Source organism: Rhodoferax sp. (genome assembly GCF_010365055.1).
GTDB lineage: Bacteria > Pseudomonadota > Gammaproteobacteria > Burkholderiales > Burkholderiaceae_C > Rhodoferax.
Genome location: NZ_JAAFHA010000042.1, coordinates 1 through 24411 on the forward strand (window position 1 = coordinate 1; position 24411 = coordinate 24411).

Genomic DNA, 24411 nt, shown 5'->3' on the forward strand with positions numbered 1-24411 from the left:
AGCGGCTCGACCGCGGAATCGGGCCTGCCTTGCGACGCCAGCCGCAGCGTGCCGACATCTTCTTCCCGCAGTTCGGCGGTGCGTTCCAGCGTGGTGGCGGCGTCAATGAGACCCTCGTCCATGAGATCGAGCGCAATGCGCGCGCTCGCCAGAGGTGTGCGCTTGCCGGAGCGCGTTTGCAGCAAGTGCAGCTGGCCGTCCTGCACCGTAAATTCGAAATCCTGCATGTCAGTGAATTCACGCTCCAGCGCCTGCGCCGACTCTTCCAGCTTGCGCCAGGCATCCGGCGCCACGCTGGCGAGCATTTGGTGTCCGTGGGCGTTGCGGCGACCAGCCACGACGTCTTCGCCTTGGGCATTGGCCAGGAAATCAACCCACAGCCGGCGTTCGCCAGTCATCGGGTCCCGGGTGAAGCCCACGCCCGCACCGGCGTGGCCGCCGCTATTGCCAAATACCATGCATTGAATCGTCACGGCCGTGCCCATGGCGGGGTCAATCTGCTTAAGTTTGCGGTATTCCTGCGCCTTCTCGGCGTGCCAGGAGGCGAAGACCGCACAAATGGCGCCGGACAGCTGTTCGTTGACATCCTGCGGGAACGCCTGCCCGGCATGCTGCTGGTAGATCGACAGAAACTGATGGGTCAAATCGCGCAATTCCCTGAAGTCGAGCAGTCGTTCATCGCGGCCCTCGGTGGCGCGTTCGATCTCGTCTTCAAACACGCTGGCCGGCAGGCCCGCCACCACCTCGCCGTAGCTGGCGACAAGGCGCCGGTAGGCATCCCAGACCAGCCGTGGATTGCCGGTTTGCCGCAGCAGGCCGGCCATGGTCTGGTCACACAGGCCGATATTGAGCAGACTTTCCATCATGCCCGGCATGGACACGGGTGCGCCCGAGCGCACCGATACGATCAAGGGTCTTCGCGCATCGCCGATCACCAGACCCGCTGCTTCTTGCAGGGCCGCCAGCCCGACCGTGAAAACCGGCAGCATGCATTCATCGGGGGCTCTCGTGTAATGCGTTCCAATCACCAGCGCCGGCGGCACGGGCAGCCCGATGTTGGCCATGCGCAGCAGGTTAAAGGCCTTGGACCCCATGTTCTCCCGGTTCGGCTTGTGATGGGGCGGCGCGTTGCCGCTGGCAATCAAATACAAATTTTTTGGCCAGTGGGTCGCGGATTTCATGCAGCCATCCCGGTTTTGTTGAGCACCATCTTGCGTAGCGCATAGCCCGCTGCGAGCAGGCTGTCCGACGCTTTTTCGATCGTGGCAGCCAGGTCGCTGGCCAAAAGCAGGCCGGCCGGCGAGCCCTGCAGGGATAGAACAATGGTGACACGGGCCTGGCGCGACAGCTCGTCGCAGAGCCGTTCGGCACGCAACATGCGCCACAGCGTCTGCAAGAACAGCTCACTTTCGGCGGGGTCGCTGCGCTCGCTGACATGGCGCGCAATCTCGATGGCCCTGACCTGGTCCTGTATTGCCGCGAGCGTCGTGTCGGCCAAGCGGCGCAGCACCTCATTGACCGGTGCGGGCAGGCCTGACAGCGGTTCCACCAGCGTCATGGAGTGAATGAAGAAGGCTTCCTCCAAGGCGTCCGCCACATCGTCCGACTTTTCCAGGAGATCCACCACGGGCGCCCAGCGGCTTTGCCGCTCGGCGCGCTGGCGTGCGTCCATGAGCAAGTGGTCGGCCCGCCGCTCCCAGGTTTTGGCCCGTAACACGCGGCTGGCGCTCTGGGCGTCGTCCACAGCAGTTCCGGTTTCGAGCGCATCGCACAGTGCCAGTGCCAGCGCATGACAGTAGGCGGCATGTTCGGCCAGCAGGTCGAACTCGAAGGTTCGCTGGCGCAACACGCGCGCGAGCAGCATCCGCGCCTCGTCAGCCAACAGAGCCACCGGCTGCTGCTGACGCAGCATGACACTGGAGATGCGCATCAGCTCCAGCAGGAACTCGGTCGCGGCGGCCTCGCCCAGCACCTCGTCAAGACGATCGCCGACGCGAAATGCCTCGCTGTCCACGGCTTGCATGGCATTGAAGACCAGTCGCTCTCCACCCGCCAGCAGCCAGGCCATGTGGCCCCACTCCTGCTTCGCGGCGTGATGCAGGATGGCAACTGCCTGCGGCTTTCGCACGAAGTTCTGCAGACGCTTGCGGGCACGGTTCCAGTCGATGACGAACACGATGCGCGAGGCGGCTGCTTCCAGGGCGTCCATCAGGCGGGCGTCTTCCTGTGCTTGGAATGTGGCTTTGCCCACCTGGTAGGGCTTGCCAGCATTGAGGCCGTCGGACGTCATCGGGTCGAACACAGTCCACTCAAAGCCGACCACTTCGAGCATGTCTCGAAAGAAATCAAAGCGTGCGCCGTGCAGGTCGGAATAGGTAAGGCTGATCCTGCGCTGCGCCACTTCGATCACAAGAACGTGCACATCGTTGGTTCCGATGTCGTTCTGGATCAGAAGCCGCGCGCCATCGCGGGTCACAGCGGTGTCCAGGCCCGGATGAGAAAACTTCAGCGGTGCCGTGCGCTGCAATCCGCGCATGAATGCCCGGATCAGCGGACGATCCGCATCCTCTATTTGCCAGACATGGGCACCCTCCAGATTCTCGGTGGCAATCTCGCTGGCCATCGCGTTGAGCTGCTTGTGCAGATCCATCACCAGGATATGGAAGCTGTCTCCATGCTTTCGGTTGCCCTGGGTCAAGTCAGCCAGTGACTCACGGGCCAGTCCTTCATCATCCTCCAACGCATGAAGTCTTTGAAGCCACAGCTCACGTCGGGCCACCAGATCCGGGTCGATCTCCCGACTACTGTCGCAAAGCGGTCGAGCCATGATGGACAGGTCAGTGGACAGGGCGTCCAGCAGTTGACGCAGTTGAGGAATGATCAGCGTTCGCTCATCAAAGTACGCGGTCTTGACCAAATCCTGAAGCCACCCTGAGTCATGCAATCCGACTTGCGCCAGGTCGCGCCCCCAGTCCACAAGCGGTGACTCCGGTGAGTTGGCATGCTGGGCGGCTGACTGAAGCATCGACAGATACAGCTTCAGGCGATCATTGGCCAATAGAGCAGCCTTGACCCACGCAGGCATCAACAGGGACTGCTGGCCCAGTGACGCGACAGCTTTCTCTTTGAGCATGAGAGTTCTCTATTCGTGGCGGAATCCGAAAGTCATTCTGGATAGAGGGCGTGACAGTTTGATGACAAGGGCTGCCGAGACCAGGTCGAGGGTTGGCGTTGGCTCCCTGATTGGCGCACTGGCTTCCCACCGTGGCACGGTGTTTATTCAGCGTGACTCCACGCGTGATGTGGCGCGTCTGGGGGGCTGACTTGCGCACTACGGTCGAACAACTGCAAGCGTAAATCATGTCACGAAACTGCCATGAAATTGCCACCGGGTTGTCACGCGAGACCGCCAAGATCGGGGTCACTTCGAGTCAATCCGGTTTGTCCATTTATCCAAAGGAGCATGACATGCGAGAACTACCCAGCCCCACCTTTCCGTTGTCCCCGCTGTCTTTGCCCCGGGGCTTGCTTCATCGAACTCACTCGCCTCTGCTGGCAGCGCTTCCCGAATCTGTCGCGCCAGCTGAGCGCGGCGCGCTCGTGGTTTCATGGGCGCAACACGTGGATGAAGTTCGCCAAGCGCAGCGCCTGCGGTTCAAGGTTTTCGCCCAGGAAATGGGGGCCCGGCTGGATACGAATTTGCCCGGTCACGATGTGGATTTGTTTGATAATTATTGCGAGCATCTGCTGGTGCGCGACGAATTGACCCAGGAGGTGGTGGGAACCTACCGCCTGCTCACGCCGGCCCAAGCCCGGCGCGTTGGCAGCACCTACAGCGACCTCGAATTTGACCTCACCCGCCTGCGTAGCCTGCGTGATCGCATGGTAGAGCTGGGGCGCAGTTGCGTGCATCCGGACTACCGCCACGGGGGCGTGATCATGGCCTTGTGGGGGGCACTGGCCGACTTCATGGTGCGTAACAAGCTCGACACCATGATTGGCTGCGCCAGCATTCCCATGCTGCATAACGGCATCGTCAGCGGCAATGTGGCCGCCAGCATCTGGCATCAACTCAAGGCAACGCATCTGGCACCGATTGAGCACCATGTGCATCCGCGCTTGCCGCTGCCCGTGGATCGGCTGGACCACAGCCTGTCCGTTGAGCCGCCGGCCTTGATCAAGGGCTATTTGCGACTGGGCGCCAAGATTCTCGGCGCACCCGCCTGGGATCCGGATTTCAACACGGCTGACCTCCCCATGCTGATGCGCATCAACGACTTGCCGCCCCGCTATCGCAAGCACTTTCTAGTTGCCCAAGGCATCTGATGAAACTGATCGCGTGGCTGTCACATGTGAGTCAGGTGGGGTCGTTTTTCCAAAAGATGTTGTCTTTCCTATCGCTTGCTCTGGCCGTTGCGCTGGTCGGCTTGGCAATGGGGATCTGGTCTTTGCAGCGGGTGTCCCACGAGACCGCTCAGATGGTCGACGACGCCATGGCAACCGAGCGTCTGGCGGTGGACTTGTACCGCCATCTCTCCGTTAACGTGGCGCGCTCCAAGGCATTCGCTCTAAGCTCTGAACCCCAGGTCGGGGACGCGCTGATTCCAGAGATTGAGCAGACGACCGCCGTAGTGGACGAATTGCTGCGTCAATTGGGCTCTCGACTGACCAGTCCCGATGATCAATTGATGCTTGGGCACATGCTGCAGGCCAATCGTGATTTTCTGAAAGCGCGGCAGGAGTTGAGTCTCGCCCGCGATGGCGGAGTCACGGCCAACATTGAACAGGTGTATGCGAGCCGTTTCACGCCAACCGCGCGGGCCCTGTTGGATGGCATAGGTCGGCTGCGGGAGTCCCGGCAAGCCAGGATCGACGCCACTGTGGTTGACATAGCTGGCTTGAGTCGGTCAGCGCAATGGAGTTTGGTTCTCTTTGGCTGTTGTGCGCTGGTGTTGGGAGGGCTGTTGTCGGTTTGGCTGGTAAGAGCCATCACCCGACCCATTGAGCGAGCGGTTGCTGCGGCCAATCGTGTCGCGGCGCTGGACCTGAGTGACCCCATTGAAGGACATGATCGAGATGAAGGTGGTCGCCTGCTGGCTGCGCTGAGCCGTATGCAGGCCTCCTTGCACACCTTGGTGTCTGAAGTTCAGGGGGCCAGTCATGGTGTAGCCGAAGGCGCCACGCAGATTGCAGCGGGTAATCTTGACTTCTCCAGCCGAACCGAACTGGCGGCCTCCTTTCTGCAGCAGACCGCCGCTGCGGTGGAACAGATCGCGGCGACCATGCATCAGTCCTTGGCGGCAGCATCACGCGGCGAAGCATTGGCCAGATCGGCAGCGGTAGAAGCAACAGCCGGCCGCAAGGCCATGACCGAAGTGATGCAGACCATGAGCGACATCAGTCAATCGTCGCAACAGATTGCGGAGATCACGGCGGTTATCGACGGCATCGCTTTCCAGACCAACATCCTGGCGCTCAATGCCGCCGTTGAGGCTGCTCGCGCCGGTGAGCACGGGCGCGGCTTTGCGGTGGTGGCCGCCGAAGTTCGCGCGCTGGCCAACCGTAGCGCCGTGGCGGCGCGGGAAATCAAGTGCTTGATTGGCGTCTCGGTGGACAAGGCAGAACTTGGCACTCTCCATGTACGCCAGGCGCGTGACACCATGAGCACCATCGATGATGCAGTGGCGCGGGTCGTCCAGATGATTGGCGACATCAGCACCGGCACCCGTGAGCAAAGCGCCAGCATGCTGAGTATCAATGCGGCTCTGAGTCGTCTTGATCAAATGACCCAGCAGAACGCTGCCGTCGTCGAGGAGTCCGCGGCCGCTGCCCAGAGTTTGCAGGTGCAGGCTGGCGATTTGCGCGACATGGCGGGGCAGTTTCGATTGCCGGCGCTTGCCCTGGCCTTTCGCTGACGGTGCCGACAGCCTGCCAGACTAAAACAATGCCTTTTTTTGAAAGAAAGCAATGCTCTTGAACAGGGTTCAACCGGGCGCAGCAACTGCACGGCCTGCAATTGAATTCAACTCAGTTGATGCGCGTCACAGCCAGATGGGCAGTGCCAGGGCGATGTTGATGGTGACGCGTTCCTATGCCGTGCGGCACGGGTGCGGGCCACTCGCTGCCTTGATGCGCGGCACCGGGCTCCACCCGGTCTATCAGCCCATTGTGTCGCTGCTCGATGGTGCCATTTATTCCCATGAAGCCCTGATTCGCGGGCCACAAGGCACTTCATTTCATACACCCGATGTGCTGTTGGCAGCCGCAGCACATGAGAGTCTGAACTTCGAGTTTGAAACCCTTTGCGTCATCGCCGCACTGGATCAGTGGGGCACGCTGCTTCAAAACGGACGACTGTTTGTCAATATCAGCGCGCAAGTGCTGGTACAGGTTTTGAAACAATGCGGGCGTGATGCCCTGATCGAACTGGTCAGCGGCTTGGGTGTTTTGCCGCGCCGGCTGGTGCTGGAGATCACCGAGTATGAGCGGGTGACCGACATGGATTACTTCGCAAGTGTCGTGGGCGAGCTGCGTGCGGTCGGCGTCTCCATCGCACTGGATGATTTTGGTGATGGTCGGTCGAGTCTGCGCCTGTGGTCGCAACTCAAGCCCGAGATTGTGAAGATCGACAAGTACTTCACCAAGGACCTCAGCCTGCACGCCGACAAAGTCAAGACGATTCAGGCCTTGCAACAAATTGCCACTATCTTTGATACCGCACTGGTGGCCGAAGGCATTGAAACCGAGGATGACTTGCGGGTGTTGCGCGATCTCGGCATTTCTTACGGGCAGGGATTTCTTCTTGGGCGTCCAACAGCTCTGCCGCGGGAGCAGATCGAAGAACCGGCCATGGCCGTGATGCAGGACCGCCGCGTCGCCGTGTTCCCGGAGTTGCGGCGGGCGTCCAACGCGGGCTCTTTAAAGCGCCTGTTGGTGCTGGAGGCGCCCGCTGTCGGGTTGGATGCGACCAACGATGAATTGGCGACGCTGTTTATGACGCACACCAAGCTGCACGCAGCGGCAGTTGTTGATGGCACCCGCCCGGTGGGGATCATCAACCGTTCGCGTTTCATGAACGAATACAGCAAACTGTATTACCGCGAGGTGTGGGGTCGCAAGCCGTGCGGGGTGCATGCCAATCGGGAACCCCGCTTGATCGAGCGCCACCACAATGTTGACGAGCTGATTGGCATTCTCACCTCGGATGACCAGCGTTACCTGGCCGATGGTTTTATTGTGACGGACAACGGTCGATATGTCGGTCTGGGCACCGGTGATCAACTCGTTCGATCAGTCACCGAAACACGCATTGAAGCGGCCCGCCACGCCAACCCCTTGACTTTTTTGCCAGGCAACATTCCGATCAGCCAGCACATTGAGCGGCTCCTGCAAAGCGGCGTTGATTTTGTCGCCTGCTACGCTGATTTGAATCATTTCAAGCCCTTTAACGACCAGTACGGGTACTGGCGCGGCGATGAAATGATTCGCCTGGTGGCTCGGCTCGCCCTGGCTCACTGTGATCCGCGGCGTGATTTTGTCGGGCATGTCGGCGGCGACGATTTCGTCATCCTGTATCAAAGTGCCGACTGGCAAGTGCAGTGTGAGCAGTTCATCACTGAATTCGCCGAGTGCGCCGTTGCGCTGTTTGACCCGCAAGCCCGCTCGGCGGGCGGCATTCAAGCCGAAGACCGCCACGGGGTGTCCCGCTTCTTCCCTTTGACCACGATCTCGATCGGTGCCGTCAAAGTCGCGCGCGACGAGTATGCCAATGCCGAGCAGGTCGCGTCGGTGGCGGCACGGGCCAAGCATGACGCCAAGACCCACGGTGTGGGTCTGCTGGTGCGCGATACCCTTGACTTCAGCAGTTGCTGAGGGTCATCAGCCCAGCAGTCGACCGTCCGGGGTGATCATGCTTTGTGTAACGTACGAGCCGCCTCGTCCTTGGGCATTGAAGCTGACGCGAAACCCGTTCAAGTCAACGACCTGACGCTGTTGGAATGCCAGCAAGGCAGTCTGACGCGTCAGGGCGCCTTGCACGGTGCTCAATACTTCACTGGTGTAGCGTGCGGCAATATAGCCGGCCAGGCTCTGGGGAGTTGGCGGTTCATCAAAAAGCCGAGCCAGTGTCTGACGGTAGGACTTCACGATGGGCACAGAGGCGTTGACCATCGGGACGACTTGTGTGGCCATGATCGGTGTGTGACGCGATGCACCCATTTGCATGAGGGTTTGCAGGTTCACATCCGCCAGCGCAAGCACGTAACGTTGCCGAGCCTGCTTGTCAATGCTCTGGGTAAATTGAACGAGCTCTGGTGTTCCGCCTAGAAACAATAGAATCCGGGGCGTTTCAGCGTTCAGGCCTTTTCCAAGTTGTGTCAGGCCTCCAGTTGGTTTGAAAGACAACAGTCTTATTTTCAAGGCAACGCTCGCCCGCTCAACATCCTTGCGGTACAGCGAGTACTCCTGTTCAGACGCGTAGACGGCTCCCATCTCGGGTACACCCATCAAAGACAGCGATTTAATGGCTTGTGCGATTTGATCCTGACGTGAGGCGAAAATTGGGAAGGTGCGAGGGTCACCATCCAGATCAGAATTTTGCAGCCAGGGTGCAACGTGCGCCATGTCGTGCTGATCCTGCTTCAACAATGCCACGAGCTCGCTGGCGGCACGGTCTCCCGCGGTGCCAGAGAGGACCACGCAATTGGCCGTTTTCTGGATCGTATCAAGGGCGCCGCGCAGGCTGGCGGCGCTGCCGTCGACCTCCAGGACCAAATGCTGGATAGTGCGTCCGTTGACACCCCCTTGTTTGTTGATCTCCTGCCAGCCAGCGCGGGACCCAATCAGAAAGTCCCGTGATACGTCCAACTGGCCTGGTGTGCTGTCGACAATCTGGGCCACGGCCAAAGCGCGCGGGGCACCTGCAGCCTTGCCGGATTGGGACCAGCCTGGCGCTGCGGCGCTGGCCGCCAGACTTGCTGCACCGCGCAAGACGCTGCGGCGGGTCCAGTCAAACACAGGCGCCCTCACTTCTTTTGCGGTGGAAGCAGAACAGCGTCAATGATGTGAACCACACCATTGCTTGCTTGAATATCTGATTGCGTCACCATGGCAGATTCAACGATGACGAAGTCGCCGGCCCTGGACAGTGCGACTGAGCCGCCATTCAAGGCTTTTGCATTGCTGTTTTTGACATCCGCTGCTGTCAATTTCTGCGCGATGACGTGGAACCCCAAAACATCCTTGAGCTTTTCCGGATGTTTTGCCAAGTCATCCATGGTTTTGGCTGGCACCAACTTGAACGCTTCGTTGCTTGGCGCGAAGACCGTGAAAGGGGCAGCGCCTTGAAGCGTGGCATTCAGGCCGACCTGGGTGATCAAGCCGTTCATTGTGCTCAGTGACGGGTTCTTGGCAATGATGTCTGCCACTGATGCCGGGTGAGGCGCGGTGGCGCATCCGGCCAGGGTTGCGGCAACAAGGGCAAGACCTAAAACTCGACGGTTGAACATGAAAAAAGCTCCTGGCTGATAAAAGACAAGAGCATAGTTTTGTCATGTGACAAGCCCGTGACGATCGCATGGACGTTGAAAATTTAGCGATGAAGGTGCGCCCAACCGGTGTTGCGCCTCGTTGTCGCCCGCGGACGCGACTTGGATTTTTCAGAGCAACAGCGCACCAACGGCGCCCGTGGCCAGCAGTCCGATGGCAATCGGCAGCGTGATGCGACGCAGTTCGGCTGAGCCCATACCGATGGCCATGGCGCTTTTGGTCAAGGTGTTGGCCATGACGGCGATCACGATGGCGCGCGCCGCGACCTGCAGGTTGGAGGCATCGCCGTGCACAAGGTTGGCCATGGCGAGGGTGATGGCGTCGACGTCGGTCAAGCCCGCTACGGCGGCCGCCACATAAAGGCCCAGATCGCCCAGATAGACCTGCGCCGCCCGGGCGACCAGCAGCACCACGCCAAACAGCAGCCCAAACTTGATCGCTTGATCGAGCTCAAACGGGTTGTTGCCAGGCTCGACGTGCCCGCGTTCGCGCTTGCGGTTGCGCTGCCACAGCCAATAGCTCGCGCCCAGGCCGGCCACGCACAGCAAGCCCATCGCCCAGGCGATCTGGCGGCCAAGGTCCCAGCTGATCAGCGCGGTCATGAGCGCAACGCGGAAGAACATCACGGTCCAGGCCAGCACAATGCCCAGCGCCAGCGCCGACGCGTCTGCATCGGTTTGCCGGCTGCGCTGCGAGAAGCCGAGCGTGACGGCGGTGCTTGAGGCCAGGCCGCCCAGCAGGCCGACCAGGCCCACGCCGTGCTCGGCCCCCACGATCTTGATCAGCAGGTAGCTGCTGAAGTTCAGCGCCGAGATCAACACCACCATCAGCCAGATCTGGTACGGGTTGACCACGTCCATGGGCGGTGGCCCGTAATTGATGTCGGGCACCAGCGGCAGGATGATGAGCGTGACGATGCTGAATTTCAAAGTCGCCTCGACATCGGTGGCGTTGATATGCCGAGCCAGCTGGTGCAGCCAGTCCTTGAGCGCAAGCAACAGTGCCATGGCCACCGCGATCCAGCTCGCCAGCTGCAGTTGGTCCCGCGCGCACAGCAGGCCCAGCAAGAAAGCCAGCAAGGCCGATACCTCGGTGGTAATGCCGGTGTCGCCGTGCTGCGCCGTCACCACATACATGCCGACAATCAGCGCCGCTACGGCGACGAACAGCGCCAGCGCCAGCCAGTCAAGCCCCAGGCTCTGGCCGAGATGGCCGGCCAGGGCGCCGCTGAGGGCGATGAGCGCAAAAGTGCGCACGCCCGCGCCGCCGTCCTCCACCTTGCTGCGTTCACGCTCCAGGCCCAGCAGCATGCCCAGGCCGATGGCCACGGCGAAACGCAGCGCCAGATGGGAATCGTCCATGGGAAAGGGGGCTTTCGGGTTGGTTGGCGCGCTGGCGGCTTAGGGCGCGATCTGCAGTTGCGCGGGGTCCAGCAGCACATAGCGGGCGTAACGCCCCTCTTGCCGGTTGCCGTCGTCGCTGACGATGAGGATGCGCGGCTGGCCGTCAATCAGCGCGGCGCTCACCCCTTCTGCATGCTCGAAGCCCGGCAAACCCGGCACGGTGACGCAGCGCGCCGGCGCCGCGGGTGCCCCGTTCCAGAGCCAGAGTCCAAAATGGCCCGATTCACGGGAAACCGGGCCGCTGATGATCAGGTAACCGCCCAGGGCGGGAATGTAGGCCATGCCACGAATACCGTTGCCGCCAAGGTCGAGCGTATGCAGCGCGGGGGCGACCTGCGCTGGCGCGCCGGCATCAAACATGGCGCCGGGGTTTTCGACGCTGGCGATGATGGCCCGACTGCCCTGCAGCGGACTGCGAAAGCCGATCAGCAGTCGCTGGTCGGGGCTGATCTCGATCGCCTCGATATTGAGCCCGCCGTCAGTCTTGACATCGCGCAGGGCAGCCGCAGCGGCCAGCACCGGGTGCTTTGCTGCCAAAGCGGATTTCAGACCGGTGACCACCTGTGGCCCGACCACCTTGTCCCCCTCGATTTTGAAGCGGACCAGTTTGTCGCGGGCCTTCTTCTCGTCGCCGCTGCTGTTGCGTGAATGGGAGGTGCTGGCATAGATGTAGCCCGAGCGGTCGAGCGCCAGCGCTTCAAGGTCGTCGAGCTTCCAAAAGGTGTCGCCCCACTGGAACAGTCCGGCCTTTAGCGCCTTGCTGCTGACCTTGCCTTCCAGACTGATGCTGACCAGACTCAAGGGCTGCTGTTTTTCATCTTCAACCACCAGGAAACGCCCGTCCGGCAACTGCTGGACCGCAGAGGGTTCATACAAGCCGGTCAAGGCTAGACACATGAGAATGTTGTTCAGTGGCATGGCAGGCCTGACTCAAAAGGTGGTGTGAGTTCATGGCGCGGGCTGTGCGAGCCTGGCGCGCACAGCGCCGGCGTTGGCAATTACTTTTTCGGCCGCCCGGTCTTGATCGCGGGCACGGCTTTCAAGGCTGCCAAAAGCGCCGCATCGGACATGGCGGCCAGCGCCTTGATGCCGGCGCGGATCAATTCGCTCTTCTTGGCCGCCACCGCCAGTTTGCCGCTACGTTGCTTGAGTTCATCCAAGACGGTGTATTCAGCCTTGGGAATGGTGAAGCTGTCCCGCACCAGCTTGGGCTTCTTGTCTTTGCTGCTCTTGTCGGTCTTAGGCGGTGTCACCGCCTTGCTCACTGCCTTGGCTGCGGGCTTGACCAAAGGCTTGACTGCCGCTTTGACGGACGGTTTCACCGCCGCTTTGGCCGTGGCCTTGACGGGTGCAGCTGGCTTTTTTGCGGCCGGCTTGCGTGCGGCCTTTACCGGCGCCTTGGCGCTCGTCAAAGGCGCAGCCTGGACCGGTACCTGGCCTTGGGTCGCACTGGGTGTGTTGTTGATCGATTTGTCAGCTGTGCTTGCCATGGTGTGTTCCTTGAAAATAACGATTTATACAGTTTATATAGTTCAACCGAAGCTTGTCAAGCTTCGGCTGCCGCGCTTGCGCTTGCGCGTGGGCGCGCTGGAGCTCAACTCTCGCCCAGCGTCAACGACCATGGCGTCTTTTGCCACGCCAGCACTTCTTCGCGCAGCAGGTGCGCGGATTGGGGAAAGGCCTGGGCCCAGCCGGCCCGCCAGTCCAGGTGGAAGGCGTTGGCCTTGCGCGCGCGCGTCAGGCTCAAACCGCCCAAGTCGGGGTCGCGCCGGGCGTGGCACAAGATCACCGCCAGGCGCAGGCACAGCAGCTGTTGCACAAACAGCTCGTCAGCAAAGTCGACATCGAGTTTGCGCAGTTTGCCGCGGTGTCCCAGCACCAGCAGGCTGAGTCTGTGCTGTTCGGGCAGGGTGAAACCCATCGCATCGGCGTTGTCCAGGATGTAGGCGCCGTGCTTGTGGTAGTCGCTGTGCGAGATGTGGCTGCCAATGTCATGCAATTGCGCCGCCCATTCGAGCTTGCGGTGCAAGCGCTCTTCAGCCGGGTTGGCCGCTGGGTTTTGCGCATTGGAGGTGCTGCTTTGAAGCTGTGCCAACAGAGTCTTGGCCACCTGGCCCACGCGCAAGCCATGCGCCGTGTTGCTGCCAAATTTGGCCGCCAGCCGTTGCACCGAGCGCGCGCGCACATCCGACTCGTCCTGCGCGCTGCCCATCAAGTCAAACAGCAGTCCGTGACGCAGGCCGCCGATGGCCTGCTCCATCTGGTCGATCTGCAGCAAGTCGAACACCGCCCGCAGAACGCTCAGACCGCCGCCAATGATGGCGCGCCGGTCCTCGCGCATACCCGCCAGGCGCACGCGGTCAGCGCTTTGCGCGCTGAGCAGCTTGTCCTGCAGCCAGTCCAGACCGGCGCGGCTGACGTGGCTGGTCGGCCAACCCGCGGCGGCCAACACGTCAGCGACCGCGTTCACGGTACCGGCCGAGCCGTAGGCCACATCCCAGGCGTCGCGCCGGTAGATGCTGAGCGCCTCGTCCAGCACCGCCTTGGCTGCAATTTCGGCCATTTCAAAGGCACGCGAGGTGAACTGGTTGTCGGGAAAATAACGCGATGACCAGGCCACGCTGCCGACCCGATACGACTCCATTTGGCTGGGCTCGAAGCCCTGGCCCAGAATCAACTCGGTCGAGCGCCCACCAATGTCAATCACCAGGCGGCGCTCGTTCCCGTGCGGCAGTGCTTGGGCGACGCCCTGGTAGATCAGACGGGCCTCTTCCCGGCCCGAGATCACATCAATCGGAAAGCCCAGCAGTTCCTTGGCGGGCGTCAAGAATTCGTCGCGGTTGCGCGCTTCGCGCAGCGTTTGCGTCGCCACGGCGCGCACCTCGGCCCTGTTGAAACCGGCCAGGCGCTCGCCGAAACGGGCCAGGCAATCCCAGCCGCGCTGCATCGCGTCCTGCGTCAAATTGCGTTCAAGATCCAAGCCACTGCCTTGTCGCACGGTTTCCTTCAGGTATTCCGTGCGAAAGAACTGACCGTGCTCAATCCGACCAATTTCAAGGCGAAAGCTGTTGGAGCCCAAATCGACCGCCGCCAGGCGCGTTCCTTCTTGCATCGCTAATCTTCCTGTGTTGGGGCGTGCAGCATAGCACTTGGTTTGGACCGCCCGGTGACGCTTGCCATTTATATAAATCAATAGCATGCCAAGCATAAGGGACGAGGGCCCCAGCGCTATTAGGCATAAATTATTTGGATAATCATGCCGTGGTTGTAATCTTTGCAGTCTGCCCCGTCGGTATGCCAGCGAACAGACTCGCTTGCCGCAAATGAGCATGCTCGATGGGCTTGAGCGAGTCGTGACCATCGACCTGAGCCTGACCGGGCCTCGGGCCTGGCCCATCCAATGCACCAACAACCCTGATTCCCAACCGCATGACAAGACGCACAACCGGCAACCTTTGGGGCCGCTCACTCCAGCGCACGATGAGGGCCATGACGCGCACGGCAATGAGTGCAGGCGCCCAAGCCGTGACGCAGGCCTTGCGTGCTGCGCCCAGGCCGCTCAAGGCCAGCGCCAAAAAATCCACCCGCGCAGCGCCCGGCTGGCGCACGGGTGTGACGCTTGGCGCCACCGGTGCGCGGCGCTACCGCCTGTACCAGCCCCCTAGCGTGCGGCGCAACGAGCGCCTGCCCTTGCTGGTGATGCTGCACGGTTGCTCGCAAGACGCGAAGGCGCTAGCCGCCATCAGCCAGATGAACCGGCTCGCCGACCGCCAGCGCTTTCTGGTGCTGTACCCGGAGCAAGATCGGCTCTCTAACCCGCAAGGCTGCTGGAACTGGTTTGACACCCGCACCGGCCGCGCGCAGGCCGAGGCGGCTGCCATCATGGCGGCGATCGATCAGGTCTGCCTGAAGCAGGCGGTCGACCCGGCACGCATCGCCATCGCCGGCTTTTCGGCCGGCGCCGGGATGGCGGCGCTGGTGGGCGCGCTGCAGCCGACACACTTTCGGGCAATCGTGATGCATTCCGGCATCGCGCCGGGGGTGGCCCACTCGTCGGTCAGCGCGATGACGGCCATGCGCGGGCGCCGCGCCGCCGATGTGACGCTGGCGCCCCTGCCGCCAGGCACTCATTTGCCGGCGTTACTGGTCATTCATGGCAGTGCGGATGGCGTCGTTTCACCCAGCAACGGCGCCGACGCCGCGCGGCTGTGGGCGACGCGGGTGCAGGCCAAAGCGGGCCAGCCGCGCACGGTCCAGCGCGGCAAACGTTATGCCGCGATCCTCACCGATTACCGGGCCGACGGCCAACTGGTCGCTACCGTGTGCGCCGTCCAGGGTCTGGGCCATGGCTGGAGCGGCGGCGCTGCCGGCCAGCCCTACAGCGACCCGGCCGGGCCTGATGCCTCGCGCATGATCTGGGCCTTCGTGACCAAACAGTTTGCCAGCGTGGCGGCGTGACGCTGTCTTTCCCACAGCACAAAGCCCTTTTTGAACGGGTGTTGGGCGGCCGAGGTCGTGAAGGCGGTGTAATAGCCGCTGTGCAAAATCAATCCAAACAACCCAATCGGGGGCCATTCGCTTGAGTAACGACGACCTGGCGGGCCTGTCGCTGGCCGCTTTTGACCAGATGGTGGACGCCACTGCGGGCTTTCGCTCGCGTCCGGGCCAGCGCGACATGGCGCAGGAGATTGCCAGCACCTTGTCGGGGGTGACGCTGGGCGACCATGGCGAGCCGCACAAGTCAATTGCGGTGATTCAGGCCGGCACTGGCGTGGGCAAGTCGGCTGCTTACCTCGCCACCACGGTGGCGCTGGCGCTGGCGCGCAAGACCCGGGTCGTCATTTCCACCGCCACGGTGGCGCTGCAGGAGCAGCTGATGACCAAGGACCTGCCGGCGCTGGCCGCCGTGCTGGAGACGCCTTTTGTCTTTGCGCTGGCCAAGGGGCGGGGCCGCTACGTCTGCAAGTTCAAGCTCGAGCGCCTGGCTGGCCCCGGCGGCGATGAACTCAGCGACGAGCTGTTTGGCGTGGATGAAGACACGCCGCCGCCACGCGCGGCCTTTGCCGCCCAGTTGCAGGGCGTGGACTCCGAGGAGCGCCGCTTCAAGCTCTATGACACGCTCGCCAGCGCCCTGGCCCAGGGCAAATGGGACGGCGACCGCGACAAGCTGGCCGAGCAGCCCGATGCGCGCGACTGGTCGGCCGTGGCCGCCGAGCGCCACAGCTGCACCGCGCGCCATTGCCCGCGCTTTCGCGACTGCAGCTACTACCTGGCGCGCACGCAACTGGCCGAAGCGAATGTCATCGTTGCCAACCACGACCTGGTGCTGGCCTCGCTGGGCATGAATGCGTTGCCCGAGCTGGAAAAATGCCTGGTGGTGTTTGACGAAGGGCACCACCTGCCAGCTGTCGCGCTGGACCAGTTCTCCAGCAGCATGGAGCTGTCAAGCCTGCGCTGGCTCGACAAACTGCCCAAAATCCTGCTGGAGGTGAGCGAGAAAATCAACCGCGTGCCCGAGCAGGACGTGAACACGCTGGCGCAGCAGCTCAAGACCGCCCTGCTCGATGTCGGCCGCATCGCCATGGACTTGTTGCAGAGCGGCGGCAGCGGTTATGACGGCACCCAGCGCTTCAAGAACGGTGTGCTGCCCAGTGTCTTACTGGACCCGATGACGCTGATTCAGGGCCACGCCCGTGGCTTGTCCAGTGTGCTCGAAGCTCTGGGCGCCGAGCTCAAGCGCCGGGCCAAGGAAGACCCGGCGCTGGCGCTGAGCAGTTCGCTCCTGTACGCCAAGCTCGGGCCGCTGGCGCCCAAGCTCTCCAGTGTGCTGGCCACCAGCGCCATGTTGCTGGCGCACGAGCCGCAGCCGCTGGCCAAGTGGCTCAAGTCTGACACCAGCTCTGGCCTGGTTTTCATGAGCGCCCACGCCTGCCCGATCGTGCCGGGCGCGCTGTTGCAGCAAAGCCTGTGGCGCCAGGTGCGCGGCGCGGTCATCACCTCGGCCACGTTGACGAGTTGCGGCAGCTTTGATTTTTTTCTGCAGGAAGCTGGGCTCGACAACGATGCGACGGTGTCCACGCTGGAGGTCGCCAGCCCCTTCAACTATGCCGCCCAAGGCCGCCTGATCGTGGTCGAAACTGCGGCCGACCCGAAGAACGTCGAGGCCTACACGCGCGAGCTGGTGGCCGAGCTGCTGCTGGATCTGAGCCAGATCGAACACGGCGCGTTGGCCCTGTTCACCTCGCGCGTGCAAATGAAGGCGGCGGTCGATGCGTTGAGCCCTACGCTGCAGGACGTGGTACTGGTGCAGGGGCAACTGCCCCGCACGCGCCTCTTGGCCATGCACCAAGCGCGGGTCGAGTCGGGTCGGCCCTCGGTGATCTTTGGCCTGCAATCCTTTGGCGAAGGGCTGGACTTGCCGGGGCGGCTGTGTGAAACCGTGTTGATTGCCAAATTGCCCTTCAGCCCGCCCTCGGACCCGGTCGAAGAAGCGCGATCCGAATGGCTCAAAAGTGTCGGGCGTGACCCGTTTTCAGAATTGGTGGTGCCCGCTGCCGGCATTCGGCTGCTGCAATGGACCGGGCGCGCGATCCGCACCGAAGACGACGTGGCGACCGTGATCTGCTATGACCGGCGCCTGCTCACCATGGGCTTTGGGCGGCGCATGCTGCAAGGCCTGCCCGCCTATGCCGTGTTGCGGCGCTCCGGGGGCGTGTTGCGGGCCATGTAGCGTGGCGAGCCCTGGGCTTGCAATGTCGGGCTGCGGCCGCAAGTGCTTTCTGCGTTGAATCCCGAAAGTTCCTTGGCCCTCATGGGGGTTTGCCGAATGGACTATTCTGGCTGCATCAGGGATGCTCTGAATTGAAAGTGATGATGAATACGATTTTTGGATTTTTGGTGCGCGTGGCGCTGCTGCTGGCTGGCTTGATTTTCATGGCCAGTTTGCTGGCGGTGGCCGTGCTGGTGTTGCTGCTGTGGCTGCTGCGCGCGTTGTGGGCCAAGCTGACCGGGCAGCCCGTGAGCCCCTGGACCTTTCAGTTCAACCGGCAAGGGACGTGGCAGCGCTTTTATCGCCCACCGGCGAACGGCGCGCCACCCCGGCGCGATGACGCCAATGTGATTGACGCCGAAGTCAAGGAAATCAAGGAATACAAGCCGCCAGAAGCTTGAAAGTTGCTATATAATATATAGCTATAAACGCATATTACACGCGGGCTAGAGGCTTATTTTATCTAAATATCGAGCACAATTTCTTTAGCAAACAACTCGATCGCTGTTTTGGCCACTTGTTGCGTGTCAAAGTAGGCGTAAGCGCTGACGCCGATGGCGCCGAGCAGTGGCACAAAGCGGGTGGCGCTCTTGCCGATGATGCGCTGCGTTACCTTCACGCCCAGCAAGCGCGCGGCCGACTGGATGAAACCCAGCGAGGCGGTCTTGACAATAAAGCGGTCGCCCACTCGCACCACCACATCGCGAAACAGCTGCGCCGAAACATGCTTGAACAGGCAGTAAATCATCTGCTCGCGCCCCAGCGTGGCGTGCTTGCCGTAGACCGCGGCGATGTCCGACACCAGTTGCGCCTGCAGCTTCCAGACCCCCACCAGTTCCGGTAGCACCGTCAGCCAGCCCAGAAAGCCCGGTGGCAGCGCCAGCGACCCGGCCATCACACCCGCCTGGCGGGCGGCGGTGCGCCCCAGGGCACGGGCGCGCTTGTCGGGCTGCGCCATTTCGTGTTCGCTGGAGCCGGGCACGCGCAACACCAGCCCCAGGATGGCGTCGCCGACTTTGTGGCGCAGACCGTTGCGGGCGTCGGTTGCAGTAACGTCGGTGAGATCAGGTTTGGAATGTGCGGATTTGGCCATGGTGACTTCATTATGGCGTTCAGGAGCGCGGGCCGCGCGGCAGTTCTGATGTCGCCACGGGGCGAGGCGGGGCAATCGGGTACATTGACCCGATGAGAAACAAACCGTTACGTTTTGCCTTGCGCCCTTGGGGTGCAGCGCTTGTTCTGTTCGCCAGCGTCAACCTGGCCATCGCGCAGGCGCCTGACCCGCATCAAGCGGCGGCCACGCACGCCAGCGCGCTGTCCGAGGCCGATTTTCTGGCCGAGATGCCGATTGTGCTGTCGGTGTCGCGCCTACCGCAGCGCTTGGACGAGACGCGCGGCGCGGTCACCATCATTGACCGCGACATGATTCGCTTGTCGGGTGCGCGCGATGTGGCCGACCTGCTGCGCCTGGTGCCTGGCTTTCAGACCAGCACTTCATTTGAAACCGGCGCGCCACTGGCCAGCTACCACGGGGGTTTTGACTCTTACTCCAACCGCATCCAGGTTCTCATTGACGGCCGCTCGGTCTATTCCCCCTACTTCATTGGCAGTGTGGGCCCGGGCTTGCAGACCGTGGCGCTGGCTGATATCGAGCGCATCGAGGTGCTGCGTGGCTCCAACTCGGCGGCCTATGGCGCGCGTGCCCTGCTCGGGGTCATCAACATCGTCACGCGCCACACGCTCGACACCCTGGGTTTGCAGGCCACGCTGGGCGCTGGCGAAAACGGTGTGCGCGATGGCCAAGCGCGCATTGGCTGGGGCCAACCGGATGCCAGTTACCGTTTGACGGTGGACCGCCGCAGCGACGATGGGCTGGCCGGCTCGAACGGCCATAACCAGGTTGACCGCGCCAACTTGCGGGCCGATGTGCGCTCAGGCGCAGGCGATGAGATTGGCCTGCGCGCGGGCGGCCTCGTCATTGAATTCGGCAAAGGCATTGCCGGCAAGATTGACAACGCCCTGCGCGACGCCGCCTTTAAGTCGGGCTACGCACAGGTGGACTGGCGGCGCGTTCTCAATGCCGATGAAGATCTGGCGTTCGCGTATTCCCACTCCCAAGAGACTTATGACGACAGCTTTATGTATGTGGGCCCGGTAATCAACAGTTCAGGGCGCCCGGTGTTGGGCCAGGCGCTGTTTGACGCCAGCGGCCGCTCCAGCAGTGATGCCGTCTCACTGCAACATACGGTGCGTCTGAACTCGAACCTGCGGGTGGTGTGGGGCGGTGAATTTCGGCATGAGGAGGTGGCCTCCCAAGGGCTCTACAACACGGACTCAACTTTTGTGACTGAGTTCAGCCGCTTGTTCGGCAATGCCGAATGGCGCGCCGCCCGGGACCTGATCGTCAATGCGGGGCTGATGCTGGAACACAGCAGCGTCTCTGGAGACGGGGTGTCCCCGCGACTGATGTTGAACTGGCACGTGGCGGACGCGCAAACCTTGCGAGTTGGTGTTTCCAAGGCGCTGCGGCCACCGAGTACGTTTGAATCATTTTCTGACGTGCGCTACGTCTCAACCGAAGGTGTTCCGCAAGCGGTATCCATATTGGCCAGCGGCAGGGCCCGGCCCGAAGGCCTGCTGGTGCGCGAACTGGGTTATCTGGGTGCTTTTCCCAAGCTGGCACTCGACCTGGATGTGCGCCTCTTTCATGAGCAGTTTGATGGCTTCTTGCGTCAAAAAAATGACACCCGCCCGGCGGATTACGTCAATGGCGAAAATCTAAGTATTCAAGGGCTTGAGTACCAGTTGAAGTGGCGCGCCTGGCAGGGCGCGCAGCTCATCTTCAACCAAGCTTTCACGTCGATCAACTCGGCCAATGAAGGAGCGACCCTGGCGGCGCCCAATCGGGCAAGTTCCCTCACTTTTTTCCAGAAATTTCCCAGCGGTCTTGACCTGAGCCTGATGCATCAGGACACCAGCGAGTTCAAACCGCACAGCGGCGGTACCGACAGCAAGCGCACGATCAGCCGCACGGATCTGCGCCTGGGTGTGCCCTTACGTTTTGGCTCCAACCGGGGCGAACTGGCGCTGGTGGTGCAGAACATGGGTTCTCCCTACACAGATCAACGCAAGACATTTTCTTTCGAGCGACGCGCCTTCGTCACCCTGCAACTGGAAAACTGAGCCCGCCCCCGATGCTGGCGCACCTGCGCTCTCTGCTGCTGAGTTGCTGGCTCTGCTGCTGCGCCATGTCGACAGCCCAGGCTGTGACCGTCGTGATTGTCAGCAGTGAACGCAGCCCGGCCTATGCGCAGGCGGCGCAGGCCCTGGTAAGTGAACTGCAGCGCAACGGTGGCTCGCGCTACGAGATGCTGCTGCTCACGGCCACTGAATTTGCGGGCACCGCCAACTTGAAACCCAAGCTGTTCGTGGCGCTCGGTGCCCAGGCTGCGCAGGCACTGGCGCAGGCCACGCTGCCGGCGCCGGTGTTGTGCGTCCTGCTGCCGCGCAGCAGCTTTGAGCGGGTATTGCGCAGCAGTGGGCGTAAGGCGTCCAGCCAGTTGTCGGCGCTGTATCTGGATCAGCCCCTGAGCCGGCAACTGGGCTTGATTCAGTTGGCCCTGCCCGAGGCGCGCCACATTGGCGTGCTATGGGGGCCAGAGTCCCAAGCACAGGCATCCGCGTTGAATGCGCTTGCCCAAGCCCGGGGCCTGCGCCTGCTTGCGGCCAGCGTCGAGCAGGATGGACAACTGTTTCCGGCGCTTAAGACCGTAGTTGAGGGCGCCGATGTGCTGCTGGCACTGGCGGACCCGCAGGTCTTCAACAGCAGCAGTATTCAAAATATTTTGCTCACCTCCTTTCGGGCCAAGGTGCCACTGGTGGCTTTTTCGCCCGCCTATGCGCAGGCCGGCGCCTTGCTGTCCCTGCACGTCACGCCTGAGCAGATCGGTCAGCAAGCGGCCACCCTGGCCGCTGGCGTACTGCAGGGCAAAGCCTTGTCGGCTACGGCGCTCTATTCGCAGGATTTCAGCGTGGCCGTCAATGATCATGTGGCGCGTTCACTTGGCTTGAGCCTTGACGCTGCGGCCTTGCGCACGCGCTTGCTGCGCGCTGAGGCGACGCCATGAAGCTGGACGGTATCCGCAACCGGATGTTGTTGGCCGCGCTGTTGCCGGCGGCGTTGGTGGCTTTCTTGTTGGCGGCGGTGTTCTTGTTGTCCCGTTTCGAGGACATCAACACAGCACACCGCCAACGTGCCCGCTCGCTCGTCCGACAACTCGCCACGGCCTGTGAATACGGGGTCTTTTCAGGCAACGTCAGCCATCTGCAAAGCCTGGCCAGTGGCGCCTTGCGGGAGTCCGATGTCCGGTCGATGACCGTTGTCGACGCCCAGGGCCGGTTTCTGGTGCGCGCGGGTCAAGCCGGCTACACGACGCTGCCGCGCCTGACTTTGCTGGAGAGCGAGCAGTTTGAGCCCCGCACCCAGATCGACCTGCTGCTGCAGCCGATTTTTGCCAGTCAGGTCCCGCTTGACGACTTGTATGCACCGCATGTCAATGCAGGGGGTGAGGCTGCCCCCGCACGAGCAGAGCAGCCTGTCCTGGGCTATGTGCTGGTGGAGTTTTCCCGCGCGGCGCTGAACCAAGGTGCAAACCAGATGCTGATCACGGGCGTGGCGATCACCTTGGGCGGGCTGTTGTTCGGCGCCTTGCTGGCGGCGCGCTTGGGCCGTGGGGTGATTCGGCCGATAGCGCGGGTCTCAAGACTGATTGAACGCATCGGCGCTGGCGAGCTGTCGGCGCGTGCTCGGGTCTTGCCTGATGACCCCCTGCGTGATGTGCAGCAAGTCCTCAACGTTATGGCGCAGCGGCTGGAGTCCGGCCGCGATGAGCTGGAGCAGCGCATTGCCACGGCGACGCAGGCCTTGCGCGAAAAAAAAGAAGAAGCTGAGACCGCGACCTTGTCCAAGTCGCGCTTTCTGGCGGCGGCCAGCCATGACTTGCGCCAGCCGATGCACGCGATGGGCATGTTTGTCGCCCGGCTGGCTCAATTGCCGCATGAGGCGTCAACCGCTCATTTGATTGGCAACCTGGAGGCGTCGGTGCGGGCGCTGCAGGAGTTGCTGGACGGCCTGCTCGATGTGTCGAGGCTGGAAACGCAGGCGGTGCCGGTGCAATTGCGTGCGTTTGCGCTGGCGGATCTGTTTGAACAACTGCGGGCCAGTTTGGCGTTGACCGCCCAGCAAAAGGGTTTGGGCTTGCGCGTGCGCCCGACGCAGGTTTGGGTGCTGAGCGACTCAGCCCTGCTGCATCGCATTTTGCTCAATCTGCTGAGCAATGCCTTGCGCTACACCTCCACCGGTCATGTTTTGTTGGCGTGTCGAGTTGACGCTGACGGCCAACACGTTCGCATCGAGGTGTGGGACAGTGGCATGGGTATCGCGCCTGAGCATCAGGCCGCCGTCTTCAAGGAGTTTTTCCAGGTCGGCAACGGCGAGCGTGATCGCAACAAGGGCCAGGGGCTGGGGCTCAGCATTGTTGAGCGCAGCGCGCAACTGCTGGGCACCCCCATGCAAATGCGCTCCAGTCTGGGCCGGGGCACGCGCTTTAGCTTGCGCGTGCCCCTGGCGCCGCCCGGTGTGGCGCATGAGCGGCGCAGTCCGCTGCGGCCTTCCTCTTTTGAAGACATTGCCGCACTGCGGGTGCTTGTGATCGAGGACGACCCGTTGGTGCGTGACGCGCTGGTGAGCTTGCTGGGCTCCTGGCAGGTCGAGGTGGTGGTAGCGGAAGGGTTGGCAATGGCGTTGGCGCTGCTCAAAAGCGGCGCTGCACCCGATGTGATCGTGGCCGATTACCGATTGCGTGAGGGTGAAAACGGCATTGAGGTGATTCGCCAATTGCGGGCCGCGGCTGGCCATGCAATCCCGGCCTGCCTGGTCAGCGGTGACACTGAAGCAGCCCTGCTGCAGGCGGCCGCTGCGTCATCACTGACCTTGCTGCACAAGCCGGTGCGCCCGGCCAAGCTGCGCAGCCTGCTGCGGCGTTTGAGCCTGGGGGCTCAGATGGATGCTGCGGATGACGGGGCGTAGCCTTGGCGGCTGGCAGCGAGCACCAGTTGCACCCGGTTATTCACGTTAAAGGCGCGTAAGAGGGCGGTGACATGGTTCTTGACGGTGTCGTCGCTCAACGCCAGTGCATCACTGATGTTCTTGTTGGAACGCCCGTCCAGCAGCAGGGCCAGGACCTCGCCTTGGCGCAGGGTGAACTGGGGTCTGGTTTTGGTGAATGCCAGTAGATCGACGGGAACATAAACCTCACCGGCCAGCACCAAGCGCACGGCGCTCAGCAGCTCCAAGCTGTCGCCGCTCTTCGATAGAATGCCGGCCGCGCCGCTGGCCAGTGCCGTGTGCACCATCTGCGGGTTGACCAGGCCAGAGAGCATCAGGATCGGGAGCTCGGGATGCGCCTGACCCAAGACCTTGAGCGGGTCCAGGCCGTTCATGCCGGGCAAGTCGTAATCCAACAGCACCAGATCAAGGTCGGGATGCAGGGTGGCGAGCTCAAAGGCATGGGTGCAATGCGGCGATTGCAGGACGTCGACCGGTTCGTCCAGCCCCTGGAGTATCTGGCACAGGCCTTCACGTACCAGCGCGTGGTCGTCGACAACGAGTATTTGCAGAGCATTCATCTTTTG

The 24411-nt window shown here is 62.3% G+C and carries 19 protein-coding genes; 9 read left to right on the top strand and 10 right to left on the bottom strand.

All coding sequences use genetic code 11. From position 1 onward, the window contains the following. A partial coding sequence (locus GZ093_RS11205; protein WP_296485930.1) for a PEP/pyruvate-binding domain-containing protein occupies window positions 1–1181 on the bottom strand: 1181 nt, incomplete at its 3' end. Then, window positions 1178–3133, bottom strand: a complete 1956-nt coding sequence (locus tag GZ093_RS11210) for a phosphate transport regulator (protein WP_296485931.1) — start codon at window positions 3131–3133, stop codon at window positions 1178–1180. The genes GZ093_RS11205 and GZ093_RS11210, both read right to left, overlap by 4 nt. 335 nt (window positions 3134–3468) lie before the next feature. Here GZ093_RS11210 and GZ093_RS11215 point away from each other — a divergent pair, with 335 nt between their 5' ends. The 3 genes from GZ093_RS11215 to GZ093_RS11225 all read left to right on the top strand — a co-directional run bounded on the left by GZ093_RS11215 (window position 3469) and on the right by GZ093_RS11225 (window position 7872). Further along, the gene (locus GZ093_RS11215) at window positions 3469–4326 is read left to right on the top strand and encodes a GNAT family N-acyltransferase (protein ID WP_296485959.1); all 858 of its coding nucleotides are present in this window, start codon (window positions 3469–3471) and stop codon (window positions 4324–4326) included. A 56-nt stretch (window positions 4327–4382) separates the two neighbouring features. Next, on the top strand, window positions 4383–5915 hold the full coding sequence (locus GZ093_RS11220; RefSeq protein WP_296485932.1) for a methyl-accepting chemotaxis protein: 1533 nt from the start codon (window positions 4383–4385) through the stop codon (window positions 5913–5915). Between the two features lie 160 nt (window positions 5916–6075). After that, a complete protein-coding gene (locus GZ093_RS11225) occupies window positions 6076–7872 on the top strand; it encodes a phosphodiesterase (RefSeq protein ID WP_296485961.1) in 1797 nt (598 codons plus the stop codon). 6 nt (window positions 7873–7878) lie between these two features. Here the strand turns inward: GZ093_RS11225 and GZ093_RS11230 are convergent, their stop codons facing one another. The 6 genes from GZ093_RS11230 to GZ093_RS11255 all read right to left on the bottom strand — a co-directional run bounded on the left by GZ093_RS11230 (window position 7879) and on the right by GZ093_RS11255 (window position 14061). Further along, window positions 7879–9015, bottom strand: a complete 1137-nt coding sequence (locus tag GZ093_RS11230; protein WP_296485933.1) for an ABC transporter substrate-binding protein — start codon at window positions 9013–9015, stop codon at window positions 7879–7881. Window positions 9016–9023: 8 nt separating this feature from the next. Further along, the gene (locus tag GZ093_RS11235) at window positions 9024–9506 is read right to left on the bottom strand and encodes a fasciclin domain-containing protein (RefSeq protein ID WP_296485934.1); all 483 of its coding nucleotides are present in this window, start codon (window positions 9504–9506) and stop codon (window positions 9024–9026) included. A gap of 150 nt (window positions 9507–9656) precedes the next feature. Further along, window positions 9657–10907, bottom strand: a complete 1251-nt coding sequence (locus GZ093_RS11240) for an MgtC/SapB family protein (protein ID WP_296485935.1) — start codon at window positions 10905–10907, stop codon at window positions 9657–9659. A gap of 39 nt (window positions 10908–10946) precedes the next feature. After that, window positions 10947–11867 carry a DUF3616 domain-containing protein gene (locus tag GZ093_RS11245; RefSeq protein WP_296485936.1) on the bottom strand — a complete coding sequence of 307 codons (921 nt, stop codon included), beginning with the start codon at window positions 11865–11867 and terminating at the stop codon, window positions 10947–10949. Between the two features lie 80 nt (window positions 11868–11947). Further along, entirely contained in the window at window positions 11948–12439 is a 492-nt protein-coding gene (locus tag GZ093_RS11250; protein ID WP_296485937.1) for a hypothetical protein, read from the bottom strand. 104 nt (window positions 12440–12543) lie between these two features. Continuing rightward, entirely contained in the window at window positions 12544–14061 is a 1518-nt protein-coding gene (locus GZ093_RS11255; RefSeq protein WP_296485938.1) for a Ppx/GppA phosphatase family protein, read from the bottom strand. A 317-nt stretch (window positions 14062–14378) separates the two neighbouring features. Here GZ093_RS11255 and GZ093_RS11260 point away from each other — a divergent pair, with 317 nt between their 5' ends. The 3 genes from GZ093_RS11260 to GZ093_RS11270 all read left to right on the top strand — a co-directional run bounded on the left by GZ093_RS11260 (window position 14379) and on the right by GZ093_RS11270 (window position 18119). Next, on the top strand, window positions 14379–15407 hold the full coding sequence (locus GZ093_RS11260; protein WP_296485939.1) for a PHB depolymerase family esterase: 1029 nt from the start codon (window positions 14379–14381) through the stop codon (window positions 15405–15407). 121 nt (window positions 15408–15528) lie between these two features. Next, on the top strand, window positions 15529–17679 hold the full coding sequence (dinG, locus tag GZ093_RS11265; RefSeq protein ID WP_296485940.1) for an ATP-dependent DNA helicase DinG: 2151 nt from the start codon (window positions 15529–15531) through the stop codon (window positions 17677–17679). Window positions 17680–17822: 143 nt separating this feature from the next. Further along, on the top strand, window positions 17823–18119 hold the full coding sequence (locus GZ093_RS11270; RefSeq protein ID WP_296485941.1) for a hypothetical protein: 297 nt from the start codon (window positions 17823–17825) through the stop codon (window positions 18117–18119). A 62-nt stretch (window positions 18120–18181) separates the two neighbouring features. Here the strand turns inward: GZ093_RS11270 and GZ093_RS11275 are convergent, their stop codons facing one another. Continuing rightward, the gene (locus GZ093_RS11275; RefSeq protein ID WP_296485942.1) at window positions 18182–18811 is read right to left on the bottom strand and encodes a hypothetical protein; all 630 of its coding nucleotides are present in this window, start codon (window positions 18809–18811) and stop codon (window positions 18182–18184) included. Window positions 18812–18903: 92 nt separating this feature from the next. Between GZ093_RS11275 and GZ093_RS11280 the strand changes: the two genes are divergently transcribed. From GZ093_RS11280 to GZ093_RS11290, 3 genes are all read left to right on the top strand, one after another. Beyond that, entirely contained in the window at window positions 18904–20901 is a 1998-nt protein-coding gene (locus GZ093_RS11280; RefSeq protein WP_296485944.1) for a TonB-dependent receptor, read from the top strand. 65 nt (window positions 20902–20966) lie between these two features. Then, window positions 20967–21845, top strand: a complete 879-nt coding sequence (locus GZ093_RS11285) for an ABC transporter substrate binding protein (protein ID WP_296485946.1) — start codon at window positions 20967–20969, stop codon at window positions 21843–21845. After that, a complete protein-coding gene (locus GZ093_RS11290; protein ID WP_296485948.1) occupies window positions 21842–23806 on the top strand; it encodes an ATP-binding protein in 1965 nt (654 codons plus the stop codon). Before GZ093_RS11285 ends, GZ093_RS11290 begins: the two co-directional genes overlap by 4 nt. Here the strand turns inward: GZ093_RS11290 and GZ093_RS11295 are convergent. Further along, entirely contained in the window at window positions 23776–24405 is a 630-nt protein-coding gene (locus GZ093_RS11295; RefSeq protein ID WP_296485951.1) for a response regulator transcription factor, read from the bottom strand. The genes GZ093_RS11290 and GZ093_RS11295 overlap by 31 nt on opposite strands. Window positions 24406–24411: the final 6 nt, after the last annotated feature.

Excerpts from the sequence above, each read along its gene's own strand:
- GZ093_RS11295 (WP_296485951.1), bottom strand. The coding sequence starts at position 24,405 with ATGAATGCTCTGCAAATACTCGTTGTCGACGACCACGCGCTGGTACGT.
- GZ093_RS11280 (WP_296485944.1), top strand. The coding sequence starts at position 18,904 with ATGAGAAACAAACCGTTACGTTTTGCCTTGCGCCCTTGGGGTGCAGCG.
- GZ093_RS11270 (WP_296485941.1), top strand. The coding sequence starts at position 17,823 with ATGAATACGATTTTTGGATTTTTGGTGCGCGTGGCGCTGCTGCTGGCT.
- GZ093_RS11220 (WP_296485932.1), top strand. The coding sequence starts at position 4,383 with ATGTTGTCTTTCCTATCGCTTGCTCTGGCCGTTGCGCTGGTCGGCTTG.
- GZ093_RS11215 (WP_296485959.1), top strand. The coding sequence starts at position 3,469 with ATGCGAGAACTACCCAGCCCCACCTTTCCGTTGTCCCCGCTGTCTTTG.
- GZ093_RS11250 (WP_296485937.1), bottom strand. The coding sequence starts at position 12,439 with ATGGCAAGCACAGCTGACAAATCGATCAACAACACACCCAGTGCGACC.
- GZ093_RS11255 (WP_296485938.1), bottom strand. The coding sequence starts at position 14,061 with ATGCAAGAAGGAACGCGCCTGGCGGCGGTCGATTTGGGCTCCAACAGC.
- GZ093_RS11210 (WP_296485931.1), bottom strand. The coding sequence starts at position 3,133 with ATGCTCAAAGAGAAAGCTGTCGCGTCACTGGGCCAGCAGTCCCTGTTG.
- GZ093_RS11245 (WP_296485936.1), bottom strand. The coding sequence starts at position 11,867 with ATGCCACTGAACAACATTCTCATGTGTCTAGCCTTGACCGGCTTGTAT.
- GZ093_RS11235 (WP_296485934.1), bottom strand. The coding sequence starts at position 9,506 with ATGTTCAACCGTCGAGTTTTAGGTCTTGCCCTTGTTGCCGCAACCCTG.
- GZ093_RS11260 (WP_296485939.1), top strand. The coding sequence starts at position 14,379 with ATGACAAGACGCACAACCGGCAACCTTTGGGGCCGCTCACTCCAGCGC.
- GZ093_RS11240 (WP_296485935.1), bottom strand. The coding sequence starts at position 10,907 with ATGGACGATTCCCATCTGGCGCTGCGTTTCGCCGTGGCCATCGGCCTG.
- GZ093_RS11290 (WP_296485948.1), top strand. The coding sequence starts at position 21,842 with ATGAAGCTGGACGGTATCCGCAACCGGATGTTGTTGGCCGCGCTGTTG.
- GZ093_RS11225 (WP_296485961.1), top strand. The coding sequence starts at position 6,076 with ATGGTGACGCGTTCCTATGCCGTGCGGCACGGGTGCGGGCCACTCGCT.
- GZ093_RS11275 (WP_296485942.1), bottom strand. The coding sequence starts at position 18,811 with ATGGCCAAATCCGCACATTCCAAACCTGATCTCACCGACGTTACTGCA.
- GZ093_RS11285 (WP_296485946.1), top strand. The coding sequence starts at position 20,967 with ATGTCGACAGCCCAGGCTGTGACCGTCGTGATTGTCAGCAGTGAACGC.